Annotated in this window: 14 protein-coding genes and 2 tRNA genes; 4 read left to right on the top strand and 12 right to left on the bottom strand. The window is 64.3% G+C overall.

Annotated features, from left to right (window positions below):
• Positions 1-127: 127 nt before the first annotated feature.
• The gene (locus ACVIHF_RS15725; RefSeq protein ID WP_456780504.1) at positions 128-523 is read left to right on the top strand and encodes a BA14K family protein; all 396 of its coding nucleotides are present in this window, start codon (positions 128-130) and stop codon (positions 521-523) included.
• 86 nt (positions 524-609) lie between these two features.
• Here ACVIHF_RS15725 and ACVIHF_RS15730 read toward each other — a convergent pair whose 3' ends face one another.
• From ACVIHF_RS15730 to lipA, 3 genes are all read right to left on the bottom strand, one after another.
• The gene (locus tag ACVIHF_RS15730; protein ID WP_456780503.1) at positions 610-1,077 is read right to left on the bottom strand and encodes a type II toxin-antitoxin system RatA family toxin; all 468 of its coding nucleotides are present in this window, start codon (positions 1,075-1,077) and stop codon (positions 610-612) included.
• Positions 1,077-1,616, bottom strand: coding sequence for a DNA topology modulation protein (locus tag ACVIHF_RS15735; RefSeq protein WP_456792257.1), 540 nt, complete (start codon positions 1,614-1,616; stop codon positions 1,077-1,079). The genes ACVIHF_RS15730 and ACVIHF_RS15735 overlap by 1 nt, the downstream gene beginning before the upstream one ends.
• A 90-nt stretch (positions 1,617-1,706) precedes the next feature.
• Entirely contained in the window at positions 1,707-2,666 is a 960-nt protein-coding gene (gene lipA, locus ACVIHF_RS15740) for a lipoyl synthase (RefSeq protein ID WP_038386732.1), read from the bottom strand.
• Positions 2,667-2,831: 165 nt separating this feature from the next.
• On the opposite strand from lipA, the gene ACVIHF_RS15745 reads away from it, so the two are divergent.
• Positions 2,832-3,437, top strand: coding sequence for a DNA-3-methyladenine glycosylase (locus ACVIHF_RS15745; protein ID WP_456780501.1), 606 nt, complete (start codon positions 2,832-2,834; stop codon positions 3,435-3,437).
• Between the two features lie 18 nt (positions 3,438-3,455).
• Here the strand turns inward: ACVIHF_RS15745 and ACVIHF_RS15750 are convergent, their stop codons facing one another.
• The 7 genes from ACVIHF_RS15750 to ACVIHF_RS15780 form a co-directional block, all read right to left on the bottom strand.
• Positions 3,456-6,323, bottom strand: a complete 2,868-nt coding sequence (locus tag ACVIHF_RS15750; RefSeq protein WP_456792258.1) for a valine--tRNA ligase — start codon at positions 6,321-6,323, stop codon at positions 3,456-3,458.
• A 174-nt stretch (positions 6,324-6,497) separates the two neighbouring features.
• Complete coding sequence (locus ACVIHF_RS15755) at positions 6,498-7,220, bottom strand: DUF2497 domain-containing protein (RefSeq protein ID WP_456780499.1); 723 nt, start codon at positions 7,218-7,220, stop codon at positions 6,498-6,500.
• Between the two features lie 334 nt (positions 7,221-7,554).
• Positions 7,555-8,958 carry a TolC family outer membrane protein gene (locus ACVIHF_RS15760; RefSeq protein WP_028331944.1) on the bottom strand — a complete coding sequence of 468 codons (1,404 nt, stop codon included), beginning with the start codon at positions 8,956-8,958 and terminating at the stop codon, positions 7,555-7,557.
• Between the two features lie 215 nt (positions 8,959-9,173).
• Positions 9,174-9,839, bottom strand: a complete 666-nt coding sequence (locus ACVIHF_RS15765) for a protein-L-isoaspartate O-methyltransferase family protein (RefSeq protein WP_253608568.1) — start codon at positions 9,837-9,839, stop codon at positions 9,174-9,176.
• Positions 9,840-9,974: 135 nt separating this feature from the next.
• Positions 9,975-10,154, bottom strand: a complete 180-nt coding sequence (locus tag ACVIHF_RS15770; RefSeq protein WP_028331942.1) for a hypothetical protein — start codon at positions 10,152-10,154, stop codon at positions 9,975-9,977.
• A gap of 135 nt (positions 10,155-10,289) precedes the next feature.
• Positions 10,290-10,364, bottom strand: a tRNA-Asn gene (locus tag ACVIHF_RS15775).
• Positions 10,365-10,633: 269 nt separating this feature from the next.
• Complete coding sequence (locus tag ACVIHF_RS15780) at positions 10,634-11,119, bottom strand: anthrone oxygenase family protein (protein WP_456792259.1); 486 nt, start codon at positions 11,117-11,119, stop codon at positions 10,634-10,636.
• A 94-nt stretch (positions 11,120-11,213) separates the two neighbouring features.
• On the opposite strand from ACVIHF_RS15780, the gene ACVIHF_RS15785 reads away from it, so the two are divergent.
• Both ACVIHF_RS15785 and ACVIHF_RS15790 read left to right on the top strand, forming a co-directional pair.
• Positions 11,214-11,858 (top strand): TetR family transcriptional regulator, encoded by a 645-nt coding sequence (locus ACVIHF_RS15785; protein WP_253608566.1) that lies wholly within the window; start codon positions 11,214-11,216, stop codon positions 11,856-11,858.
• Between the two features lie 396 nt (positions 11,859-12,254).
• The gene (locus ACVIHF_RS15790; RefSeq protein WP_016842103.1) at positions 12,255-12,437 is read left to right on the top strand and encodes a hypothetical protein; all 183 of its coding nucleotides are present in this window, start codon (positions 12,255-12,257) and stop codon (positions 12,435-12,437) included.
• Positions 12,438-12,480: 43 nt separating this feature from the next.
• Here the strand turns inward: ACVIHF_RS15790 and ACVIHF_RS15795 are convergent.
• Both ACVIHF_RS15795 and ACVIHF_RS15800 read right to left on the bottom strand, forming a co-directional pair.
• Positions 12,481-12,554, bottom strand: a tRNA-Cys gene (locus tag ACVIHF_RS15795).
• A gap of 55 nt (positions 12,555-12,609) precedes the next feature.
• Positions 12,610-13,335, bottom strand: a complete 726-nt coding sequence (locus tag ACVIHF_RS15800; protein WP_456792260.1) for a tRNA-uridine aminocarboxypropyltransferase — start codon at positions 13,333-13,335, stop codon at positions 12,610-12,612.
• Between the last annotated feature and the right edge of the window lie 10 nt (positions 13,336-13,345).

Here is a 13,345-nt window from a genome sequence, read left to right on the forward strand (position 1 = left end):
TGTGTCAACTGCGGCCCGGTGACGCTTACCTGAAATGGAACTTTGACGCGGCTTCGCCGCTTTATGTTGTTCCAACTCTGCTGTTTCGATTGTTCGTCCAACAGCAAAATCCCACAACAAGGAGAAAATGATGAAGTTGGGAACTTTGGTCGTGGCCGCCATCAGCGCTGGCGCCATGACGCTGTCGACTGTTGTGCCTTCGTCCGCCGCACCACTCGCTCCCGCGCGATTGCAGGATGAGCCTACCTCCGTCGAGCATGTGCAGTATCGGCACTGGCACGGTGGTCCGCGTTACGGCTATCGCGGCGGATACGGCTACCGCGGTGGTTACTATCGCGATCGTGGCAGTAACGGCGCGGCGATCATCGGCGGGCTGGCGGCCGGCGCGATCATCGGCGGCGCGATTGCGGCGAGCCAGGCCAAGGCCAACAACGACGCCTATTGCTCCCAGCGTTTCCGCACCTACGACCCGGCTTCGGGCACCTACATCGCATCCGGCGGCGTGCGGCGATCCTGCCCGTAAGTCGGCGAACGGTCTCCCGCATCATCCGTCGTGCCCGGCCTCGTGCCGGGCATTTGCGTTCCAGGGATGTAGACGAGACGGCTTCGCTACGTCGACAGCTGCGGCTTGCCGTAGACCTGATCCGCGCGCTTCTCGAACGCCGCGGCAAAGCGTGAAAATGCGGCGTCGAACATCGCGCCCATCAGCATCGCCAGCATCCGGCTCTTGAATTCGTAATTCAGGAAGAAGCCGACATCGCATTCGGTTTCCGACTTCGGCTCAAAACTCCAGCGATTCTCCAGATTGCTGAACGGGCCGCGCAGATATTCGACCAGGATCTTCAGATTGGGCCGATCGAGCGTCACCTTACTGGTGAAGGTTTCCCGCACCAGCTTGAAGGACACGGTCATGTCCGCCACCACGACCTCGGTGCCGTCGTCCTTGGGCGTGCGCTGGCGGATCTTGAGCGAATGGCATAGCGGCACGAATTCGGGATAGCGCTCGACGTCGGCGACCAGATCGAACATTTGGGGTGCGGTGTGCCGGACCCGCCGCTTGCTTGAGAATCGTGGCATCAGTGGATACTCGCACGGTTTTGCCCGAGTGCGAGGCGCTTCAGATAATCATCCGCCTGCGCCCGATCGGTGAAGCAAACCAGCGATTGATCGAGCCGCAAGCCGGCAAAATACTCGATCAGCTTCGGCCGCTGCTGCCGGCGATAGGTCCAGACGTAGCGGAAGAATTCGAGATCGATCTTCTCAGGGCAGCCTTCCGCCATCTCCGGGCGGACCTGGCCATAGCTCCCGGCTATCCGCCTGAAGATACCGAGCATGCAGGTCGACCGCGGCAGGTCGAACCAGATGATCGTATCGGAGAGCTCCCGGCGCAATTGCCCTGCACCATGCCTCATGTAGTTCCCATCCATGATCCAGCGCGGCTCCTGGGCTGCTTCGGTCATGCGGCGCTCGAATTCGTCCCTGCCCGACTCGACCCAGCCCGGTTTCCAGAACAGCGCATCGATCGACACGGCCGGAATCCCTGTCATCGCGGACAGCCGCCGCGCAAAGGTCGACTTGCCGGATCCCGACGATCCCATCACCAGAACGCGCTGCATTGGTCCAGTCCAAGGTTCGCTCAAGGTTCGGTCAAGGCCCGATCAAGCAACGGCGCGTGACGGCGCCGGCTTACCGCCGTTTGCAAAAATCTAGCGGCCGCGGGCCGTGCGCGCCGCCTGCAGTTTGGCGAAATCCTCGCCGGCGTGATGCGACGAGCGCGTCAACGGGCTCGCCGACACCATCAAAAAGCCCTTGGTATAGGCGACGCGCTCGTAGCCTGCGAACTCGTCCGGCGTCACGTAGCGCATCACGGCGTGGTGCTTGCGGGTCGGCTGCAGGTATTGGCCGATGGTCAGGAAATCGACTTCGGCCGAGCGCAGGTCGTCCATCACCTGCAGCACTTCGTGCCGCTCCTCGCCGAGGCCGACCATGATGCCGGACTTGGTAAAGATAGTCGGGTCCATTTCCTTGACCCGTTGCAGCAGCCGGATCGAATGGAAATAGCGGGCGCCGGGACGGACCGTCAGATAGCGCGACGGCACGGTTTCCAGATTGTGGTTGAAGACGTCGGGCTTGGCCGCGACCACGCGCTCCAGCGCGCCGTCCTTGCGCAGGAAGTCCGGTGTCAGGATCTCGATCGTGGTGGTCGGGCAGCGCGCGCGGATGGCGCGGATGGTCTCGGCAAAATGCTCGGCGCCGCCGTCGGCGAGATCGTCGCGGTCGACCGAAGTGACCACGACATGACTGAGCCCGAGCTTGGCGGTTGCCTCCGCGACGTATTCCGGCTCGCTCGCCTCGAGCGCGCCGGGCATGCCGGTCTTGACGTTGCAGAACGCGCAGGCGCGCGTGCAGGTGTCGCCCATGATCATGAAGGTGGCGTGCTTCTTGTCCCAGCACTCACCGATATTGGGGCAGCCCGCCTCCTCGCACACCGTGACGAGGCCGTTCTCCTTCACGATCCGGCGCGTATCTGCATAGCCGCGCGTGTTCGGCGCACGAACGCGGATCCAGTCCGGCTTCGGCGGCGACACGGCATCCGGCCGGTTGACCTTTTCGGGGTGCCGCGGGCGGAGCTGAGTGGTGGAGATGGTATCGACGATGGTGACCATGGATGCCTGCAAGTCGCGGGAGCATGATCCAGGCAGATCAATGCTCCGAACCAAGGGCTTAGCTAATCGGTGTTGACGCGGCTCGCAACCCGCCCCGCGACCCTAGCAGACCTGCCCATATATTGGCAGTCTTGCGGCCCGTTCCATGCCGATTCCCACCTCAAAATGGCTCAAAAACCCCGATCCATCAGCGCGACCGCGCCGCGCCTCGGCAAGGCGCTGAAACGCTCCTTCTTCGATCGCAGCGTCCACGAGGTCGCCCCCGACCTGATCGGCGCGACCTTCCTGGTCGGCGGCGCCGGCGGCATCATCACCGAGGTCGAGGCCTATCATCACACCGATCCGGCGGCGCATTCCTACCGCGGGCCGACCCCGCGCAACCAGGTGATGTTCGGCCCGCCGGGCTTCTCCTACGTCTACCGCTCCTACGGCATCCATTGGTGCGTCAACTTCGTCTGCGAGGAAGCGGGCTCGGCCAGCGCCGTGCTGATCCGCGCGATCGAGCCGACCCATGGGCTCGCGGCGATGCGCCGGCGGCGCGGGCTGGAGGACGAGCGCGCGCTGTGCTCGGGGCCCGGCAAGCTCTGCGAGGCGCTCGGCATCACCATCGCGCACAGCGAATTGCCACTCGACCGCGCACCGATCGCGCTCCATGCGCGCCTGGAAATGCCCGAAATCATCACCGGGGTGCGGATCGGCATCACCAAGGCCGTCGACCTGCCCTGGCGCTACGGGCTGAAGGGATCGAAATTCCTCAGCAAGCGGTTTTGAGCACCACGGCGTTATCAGCTATGACGCCTTCTTCAACCGCTCGATCGCCTCGAGAATCTTGGCGCGGCGCTCCGCTGCTGCCGCGCGCTTTTCCTTCTCTTCCTCGACGAGCTCTTCCGGCGCGTTGGCGACGAACTTCTCGTTGGCGAGCTTGGCATCGACCCGCTTGATGTCGGCGTCGGCCTTGCCGAGCTCCTTCTCCAGCCGCGTGCGTTCAGCCGCGAGATCGATCACGCCCTTCAGCGGCAGCGCGACCGCTTCGCCGCGGACAAGGAGCTGCACCGCGCCTTCCGGCGGGTGATCGGCGAACGAGATATCCGACAATCGCGCGAGCCGCTTGATGGTGTCGTTCCAGCGCTGCGCGCGGTCCCGCGTCTCGTCGGAGGCGCCCGCGATCACCAGCGGCGTCAGTGTCGACGGCGGGATGTTCATTTCCGCCTTCACCGACCGCATCGCAGTGACGAGATCGACCACCCAGCCGATCTCGGCCTCGGCCGCAGGATCGCTGAACTCGTCGGCGTCGAGCACGGCAATGACAGGCGGAATGATCGGATCGACCACCGGACCGGCTGTCGCGATCGCGGCCAGCTGCTCGCCGGTCACGCCCGACTTGCGCGGCCAGGACGCCAGCACCAACAGGCCGTCGCGCTTTGCGGTCACCGCCCACAGCTCCTCGGTGATGAAGGGCATGAACGGATGCAGCAGCTTGAGGATCTCGTCGCGGGTCCAGGCGACCATGGCGCGGGTCTCGGCCTTGGCCGCGCCTTCCTCGCCCATCAGCACGGGTTTCGCGAGCTCAAGATACCAGTCGCAGAACACGTTCCAGACGAAGCGGTAGATCGCGCCCGCGGCATCGTTGAAGCGATGATCCTCGATCGTCTCGGTGACCTCGCGGGTGACGCGCGAGGTTTCGTGCGCAATCCAGCGGTTCAGCGTCTCCTTTGCGCCCTTCGGATCGAAACCGTCCGGCTTGACGCACTCGTTCATCTCGGCGAAGCGGCAGGCGTTCCAGAACTTGGTCGCGAAATTGCGGTTGGTCTCGACCAGATGCGGCGACAGGCGGATGTCATGGCCTTGCGCTGCCTCGCGGGTCAGCGCGAAGCGCAGCGCGTCGGCGCCGTATTCGTCGATCACGCCGAGCGGGTCGATGACGTTGCCCTTCGACTTCGACATCTTGGCGCCCTTCTCGTCGCGGACGAGGCGATGGATGTAGACGGTCGAGAACGGCGCCTCCTTCATGAAATGGAGGCCCATCATCATCATGCGGGCGACCCAGAAGAAGATAATGTCGAAGCCGGTAACCAGCGTGTTGGTCGGGTAGTAGCGCGCGACCTCCGGCGTGTCGTCCGGCCAGCCCAGCGTCGAGAACGGCCACAGGGCCGACGAGAACCAGGTGTCGAGCACGTCCTCGTCACGCGTGATGAAGCCCTCGCGCTTGGCGGGGTCGACCGCCATGTCGTGGCCCTGCTCCGGCGTGATGATTTCCTGCTCGACGTAATAGCCGAGCGCGTGGCCGACCGCCTCTTCCTCGGTCTCGGCGACGAACACCTTGCCGTCGGGTCCGTACCACGCCGGGATCTGATGGCCCCACCAGAGCTGGCGCGAGATGCACCAGGGCTGGATGTTCTCCATCCACTCGAAATAGGTCTTTTCCCAGTTCTTCGGCACGAACGTGGTTTCGCCCGAGCGCACCGCCGCGATCGCCGGCTGCGCCAGCGTCTTGGCGTCGACATACCACTGGTCGGTCAGATACGGCTCGATCACGACACCGGAGCGGTCGCCATGCGGCACCATGTGGGTGTTGGGCTCGATCCGCTCGAGGAAGCCGAACTCCTCCAGCCTTGCGACGATCTTCTTGCGCGCCGCGAAGCGCTCGATCTTGTCAAACTCGGCGGCGAACTCGTCGGCGCCCATCGGCAGGCCGCGCAGATAATCCTCGTTGCCCACCAGGCTGAGGCTGCCTTCCTGGTCGAGCACGCTGATCTGCGGCAGGCCGTGACGCTTGCCGATCTCGAAGTCGTTGAAGTCGTGCGCAGGCGTCACCTTGACCGCGCCCGAGCCCTTCTCCGGATCGGAATAGTCGTCGGCGACGATCGGAATCCTGCGGCCGACCAGCGGCAGGATGACGTGCTGGCCGACCAGATCGGCGTAGCGCTCGTCGTCCGGATGCACCGCGACCGCGGTGTCGCCGAGCATCGTCTCGGGGCGCGTCGTCGCGACCACGATGAACGATTTCGGATCCTCGGGGCTGAAGCTGCGGCCCTCGATCGGGTAGCGCAGATACCAGAGACGGCCCCTGACCTCGACCTGCTGCACTTCGAGATCGGAGATCGCGGTGAGCAGCTTCGGGTCCCAATTGACCAGGCGCTTGTCCTTGTAGATCAGGCCATCGCGGTGCAGCTCGACGAACACCTTGACGACGGCGCGCGACAGGCCCTCGTCCATGGTGAAGCGCTCGCGCGACCAGTCGCAGGAGGCGCCGAGACGCTTGAGCTGGTTGACGATGGTGCCGCCGCTCTCGGCCTTCCACTGCCAGACTCGCTCGAGGAACTTGGCGCGGCCCATGTCGCGCCGGCCCGGCTCCTGCCGTTCCATCAGCTGACGCTCGACCACCATCTGGGTGGCGATGCCGGCGTGATCGGTGCCGGGCTGCCACAGCACGTCGCGGCCGCGCATCCGCTCGAAGCGGCACAGGATGTCCTGCAGCGTATTGTTGAGCGCGTGGCCCATGTGCAGCGAGCCGGTCACGTTCGGCGGCGGGATCACAATGGTGAAAGGCGCGGCGTCCTTGCGTTCAGGCCGGCCGGCCTTGAACGCACCGCTCTCCTCCCAGATCCGGGCCATCCGGTGCTCGATATCGGCGGGCTGGTAGTTTTTCTCGATCATGACAATGCGCTGTGGACCATGGAAAGCGTTAGAAAGCCGCCGGAGCGCACCAAGTCAACCGGACCGGCACGTCAAATCGACGTTTAGGGCATTTGGGGAGCTGATTGAGGGCCGCCAGGCCCAACGGCGGGAGCCAGCTTCGCGCCGACTGCGGTGCTAGCGCCCGCGGCGGAGCTAACGCCCGCGGGATACCCGCTCGATCTCGGCCTTGACGATCCGCTCGACCAGCCCGGGCAGATTGTCGTCCAGCCAGGACTTCAGCATCGGACGCAGCATCTCCTTGACCAGATCCTCGAGCGTCCGCGCATTGTTGCTCAGCACGGTGTTGGCCAGAGAGTTGAAGGCCGACTCGACGGCCCGCATCGTGGTTCCCGAGATGATCTGCTGCATGGGCGCGGTCTCGATCGCCGGCGGCTCACGGGCCGGTTCCGGCGCCCGGCTCCGCGCTTCCGTGAACTCGAGATCGTCCTGCGGCTCGACCTTGCGGAACGACGGCGCGGCGGCCGGGTCCGGCAGCGCCATCTCGTCGGTGAGTTCGAACACGTCGGCTTCGGGCTGGGCTGCGGGCTGCGGCGACGGCCTGATCTCGGCTGCGGGCGTCGCCTCGTCGAGGCTGGCGAGCAGCGAGTCGATGTCGTCCTGACTGTTGCTGGCCGCCGGTGCCGGCGCAGGCGGCGGTGATTTCGGCGCGGGCGCGGCGGCCTTCGCGGCCGGTGGCGGGCTCTTCATCGCGGGCTTGGCTGCTGGTGCTGGCTCGACCTTCGGCGCCGGCGCTGCAGCGGCGGCCGCAGGCTTCTCGGCCGCGGCCGGCTTCGCCTCGTCGTCGGCAATGATGCGACGGATCGACGCCAGGATCTCCTCCATCGAGGGCTCTTGGACCTTCGCAGGTTGCGTCATCTCCGACTCCACATCGAAACGATTTTACATCAAGCCCGAGAGGATTCGCCGGTTCCGATGATGCGGGCGGAGATTTTGACTGATCCCGCCCGACTTGTCCCCAGATCAAGCCCGCCCGAGGCTTTGTGCAAGCTTCGTGTCGCCCAATGCAGCGTGATCACAGGTGGCGTCGCACCTGTCATCACGCTACGCCGGCGCGCCGCGAATCGCCTTGCTGCCCGACAAAACGGTATGTCAGGCCAATTATCGAATGCAAGCAAACGCGCCTGTTTGTGGTCCTGATTAACTCAGAACCACAAACATGACGCGACAAGCGATGATGATGTGAAGGTGTTTAGCGGCCGTCGGGCGTGCGGACGCCGGCCCAGTTGTCACGAACTTGCTGGTAATGCACGCTCGGATCGTAGACGTTGGTCGAAAGGCCGAGCACTTGCGGCGACAAGCGGCCAACCGCGCTCAGCACGTTATAGGACGCGACGACGCGGTCGTGCTGCGCGGTCACCAGCGCGTTGCGCGCGTTGACGAGCGCCTGCTGCGCGTTGAGCACGTCGAGCGTGGTCCGCTGACCGGCCTTGGCCTCTTCGCGCACGCCGTTCAGGGCGATCTCCGACGCGGTCACCTGCGCCTGTGCCGACGCCACCTGCGACTTGCCGGCGACCAGCTGGCCCCAAGCGGTGACGACGTTGGCGCGCGCCTGATCGCGGGTCTGTTCGAGCACGAGGCGCTGCTGCGCCAGCGATTCCTTGGACTGGCGGATCAGCGAATATTCCGCACCGCCCTGGTAGAGCGGCACCGACAGCTGGACCGCCGTTCCCGCGCTGAATGCGCGCTGGCTGATCAGGGTCTGCTCGTATTGCTGCTGCACGGACGTTTGCAGGTTGACCGACGGGAACAGCGCCCCCTCGCTGACCTTGACCTGCAGGAAGTTGACGTCGACGCCGTACATCGCCGAGGTGACGTTCGGATTCTGGGTCAGGCTGAGATCGACGGCGGAGGCAAGCGTCGTCGGCAGGAAGCGGTCAACCGGCGAGCCCGGCGCGAGATTCTGCGGCTCGTTGCCGATGATGCGGCGGAAATTCGATCGCGTCGTCGTCAGGTTCGATTCGGCGGTGAGCTGCTGGGTTTTGCCTGCCGCGAGCTGCGCTTCGGATTGCGCGACGTCGGTGCGCGTCACTTCGCCGACATTGAAGCGGTCCTGGGTCTGCTTCAGCGTCTGTTCCAGCACGCGCGTGTTGCTGCGCTGAACCTCGACGATGGCGGAGTCGCGGAGATAGTCCATGTAGATCGTGGCCGCGCTCAGGATCACGGTTTGCTCGAGCACACGCAGGCCCTCGCGCGCCGCCGAGACCTGGCTTTCCGCCGCGCGCACCCTGGGCGCGGTCTGCGCGTTGAACAGCGACTGGTTGACCGTGAGGCCTGCGCTGCGTGGGGCGTTGGCGCCATGGATTTGGGTGCGGACAAGATTGTTCGCGTCGCCACCCTGTGTCGTCAGCGTATCGGTGTATTGGTACCCCGCGCTTGCCGTCAGTGCGACTTTCGGGCGGTAGCCCGACAGTGCCTGCGGAACGTTCTCGTCAGTTGACCGCACCTGCGCGCGTTGCGCGTTCAGCTGGGGATTGTTTTGGTAGGACCGCACCAGCGCGGCCTCGATTGTATCGGCGAGTGCGGGCACGGGGCCCATCTCCGCCAACAGAAGGACGGCAGTCGCAGCCGCGGTGACAACCTTCACCCCACGCATCCCCGGAAATCCAATCATTGTAGTCGCCGTCTCCCACACGCAAATCAGTCCGGCGGTCGCTTCAGTCGAAGTGAGTCCCGCCTCACCTTAGTCCGCAGCTAGGCCCAACGGAACTACCCCGCAACGGAACACGGTCGAAACTCTTCACATGGGGCAAACGGGCCACACTTCTGATTCGGAACGGGATTTTATCAGCCAATGCGCCGCGATCACGGTTAGAAGACGAAGGCGGGAACTCGCTCGAATCCGGGTAAAACGGGGGCCGAGGCGTCGAACAGCTCGCGATGGCCGAAATCCCCGTGGGAGTGCGTCACCAGGGTGGCGCGCGGCGGCGGCAACAGGCCGAACACTCCGACCAGCCGGCCCCCCTCCTTGAGCTGGCCGAACAGCCCGGTCGGGACGATTTCCGTCGCACCATTGAGGATAATGACGTCAAACGGGGCGCCCGCGGCATCGCCGTCGGCGGCCGCGGCCGTTTTGACGGTGATATTCTGGATCCCGAGTTCGGCGAAAGTCGTATTCGCCTTTGCGGCAAGCGCCGGATCGCTTTCGGTCGCACTGATCTCTGCGGCAAAGCGCGCCACGACGGCGGCGGCGTAGCCGGTCGCGCAGCCGACCACCAGGACCCGGTCGGTGGCCTTGATCTCGGCGGCCTGGAGCATCCGGGCGAGCAGCGCCGGCGTGATCAGGCAACGCCTGGTCGCACCGCCCTCGGCGACATCGAGGTCGAGGTCGAGGTAGGCCAGCGCCTGCTTGCTGGCCGGCACGAAGACCTCGCGCGGCACGGTCAGCATGGCATCGAGAATACGATCATCGGTCACGTCGCTCGGACGCACCTGACCATCGACCATATACTGGCGCGCGGTCGAAAAACCGGTCATTGGCGGAGACCCTGCAAGTTGCGGCATTGCCGCTGGAGAAGCTAGAACAGGGCCATCTTTTGGAACAAGCTCCGCCAAAACGCAACACGCCGTTGGCGGGCGAAACGTGCTCCCAAAACGGGCTCGCGGCTCCGTTTATTCGATCGTGACGGCAAGCCGGCCGATCAGGCGGGCCACTTCGTCGAGGTGCTCGGAATCATGCTCCTCGACAGCCTTCGCGAGTCGGCGGACGCATTCATCGTCACTGATGTCGGGGGCATCATTCGGAACGAGCGTCGGCTGCGGCATCGACAGGTCGATCAAGTTAATGGTCATCAAAATCACCTCTCAAGACCCGACGAAAGCAAGTGTTGAGGGTTATTGAGTCGATTTGACGACGTTTTCGGCCTGTCCGCTGCGGACCACGGGCTTGTGATGGCGATTTGGGGGATCGATGGGGCCAGACCAAACTGGCTCCCCGGGCTGGATTCGAACCAGCGACCATTCGATTAACAGTCGAATGCTCTACCGCTGAGCTACCGAGGAATAGGCGAACATCTGTTCGCGAGCGGGCAGCGTATAACAAAGCCTTTCGGCCTTGCAAAGAACCAAATGGCCCCTCACGCGAAACTTTAGCGCGCACGGTAAGCCTCTGCGATACAAGGGCTTACCTGTCGCCCGGCGTGCAACATGCCCAGCCCGCCGGCCCCCGCGCTCCTGCGGGCGCCTGGAAACACCGCCAGCGCGGCGGTCGCGCGGCGCCCGTGATTCTGTCAGGGGCGCGACGGCCCAGCTCCTCGCGCAAACGGGGTTGGCTACCGCCCGGCGATGGCAACGATGAACAGCGCAGTCGCGGCCAGCGAGGCGATGGTCCGCACGTGGTTCCAGAAGGTCCAGTCGGTCAGATAGCGCGCCCAAACCGACGCCGCCGACGTGCCCGCCGGGTCAGAGGCCGCAAGCTGATCGTTCAGCGGCACATTGAAGACGACGGTGACGACGAACATGCCGACCACGTAGAGGCCGCCGCCGCAAATCATCGCAACCGCGCCCGGCTCCTGCCATCTGAGCCCGCCGAGCACGACCAGCACGGCGCAGGACAGCGTGGTGCCGAGGAACATCGGCATGAACGGCGAGCGGACGATATCGACATTGATCGCGTTCATCGCCGAGATGCCGGCGGCCTGATCGATGCGGCCGAGCGCGGTCATGACGAAAGCCGAGAACGCGAAATAGAGCCCAGCGAGCAGGCCGCAGCCGAGCGCGGAAAACCAAAGCAAGCCCAAGGTCAGGATCTGGCGCATCGTTCCGCCTCCAAATGCGAGATATACTCGTATTTGTAAAATGCGATAAACTCTCGTATTAGAGCCGTCAACCCCGATCGCAGGGAAGAGAGAGATGTCGAGACCAAAGGCCGCGCCCGTGGACGTTCCCCTGCCCGGGCTGGCGCGGCTTGCCCCGACCCAGCAGCGCAGCCGCGAGCGCTTCGAGCGCATCCTCGCCTGCGCGACCGAGATCATGGCGGAAAAGGGCAGCGAGGCTTTCCGCATGAGCGACGTCGTCGCGCGCAGCGGCGTCGCATTCGGCTCGCTCTATCAATATTTCCCGGACAAGGCCGCGATCATCGGCACCCTGGCCGAACGCCATAACGCGGTCGGGCGCGATTGCGTCAGGCGCGATCTGGCCGCGGTGACGACCGCGCGCGACCTGCACCCGGCGCTGTGCAGGATCGTCGACAGCTACTACGAGATGTTCATGCGCGAACCCGTCATGCGCGACATCTGGCAAGCGACGCAGGCCGACCGCGCCCTGCAGAAGCTCGATGCGGACGACATGGCCGTGCTCTCCGGCTTGCTGTCCGACGCGGTCAGGCGAATTGCGCCCGACATGCCGACTGCCGCCCTCGCCACCTTTTCCGCCCTGAGCATGACGCTGATCGCAGCCGCCGTGCGTCACGCGATCACGCTGCCACCGAGGAAGGCGCGGCAGGCGCTGACGCAGTTCAAGACCATGCTGCCGCACGACCTCACCGGTCTGACGTAACGGCTCCGGCACGAGCGTTGGGAATATTCCCTGTACAAAAACGATAGATACAGGCGCATACGGCTTACGCCGTTCGCGTCAGCAGGAGCCAAGGATCGTGCGGCATGCGACTGGTCCCTACCGTGCGATACTTGCCTCCATTGTCACGTCTCCCTAAAATTCCTGCGATATTTGACGGCTATGAATACCGCCGGGAATCCCGGCAAGAGTTTTTAGAAAGTTGTGATTTGTTTCACACGAGGTGCGGCCATGCCGACCTAGGTTCCCGAAGGGATCACCAACGATTCATTAACCAAAGCGGGCGCCATCGTTCTTTTCATAAAATTCGAACGAATCGCTCAATCCGGACCGAAGACAGTTTTGCGACCATGGCGCTCTCGAACCTCGGAGAGCGTGATGAGCGAAGTCGAATTTGATCTGCTGCTGGACGCCGTGCGAACGGCGATCGCGCCCATTGCTCAGGAGGATCTCGTGGCTCAGCCCTCGCCCCGCATTCAGCCGCCACCGCGCGCGGCCAATGACAACCAGGCGCCGTGGCCGCTGATTCCGTTTCCTGAAGGTTGGTACGCCGCGAGTTAATGCGGCTTCTCATTGACTGGCTGCAAGCCATTGATGAGATGAGTGGAGGCCACGACCAGAATTGAACTGGTGTACACGGTTTTGCAGACCGTTGCGTAACCACTCCGCCACGTGGCCCCTTGCGGCGCACTTCATATACGCCCTCTCTGCGATAGGCAACCAAGCCGGACGGCTAACGCCGGCGTCTGCGAAAGTCCCGCTTCTTCGGTTTTGGCGCCAATTCCGGCATTTTGGCCTGCACTTCGCGGAATCTCGCCAGCATCCGCTCGAAACTATTAGTTAACGTTGCGGCAATATCCGGCCGCTTCTCCAGCCCCGCCAGCAGGATCGCGGCCGCCTCGATGGTGGACAGGCCGTCGCGGCGCGGTTCCCGCCGCAGTCTGCCGTAGAGCGAGGGCCGTTTCGGCCCGAGAATCACCCGCTGACACTTCAGCATCCAGGCATTGCGCCACCACAGCGCCTTGGCCTGGCTCCAGGTGCCGTCGAGCAGCACGATGCCCTCGATGTCGGAGAGGATGGCGCGCTGATGCGGCTCGAGCTCGCCCTTGCGGTTGATCGCAACGATCTCGGCATCGGTATCGAGGTCTTCGACCTTGGCGGAGCCGAGATAGAGCGCCGCCCAGCGTGACGGATCGGGTACCGGCCGGCCGAGCGCCTTGGCCAGGCTCGGCCAGGACAGCCCGATCCGGACCACGGCGTTTTCGAAATGCTGTGCCAACAGTCGCGCGGTGCCGAGCGCCCTGTCCTGCTCCTGCGGATGGATCAGGATCAGGAGCTGGATGCGGCTCTCGATCGGCGTGACGCTGTCGCAGATGCACAGCGGCAACGGCTTGCCGCAATGCGCGCACTCCTCGATCTCGGCGACAGTATCGGTTTTTGCTTCGGTCGGTTCGGACATCGCTCCGCTA

The organism is Bradyrhizobium sp. USDA 4506, assembly GCF_054058795.1.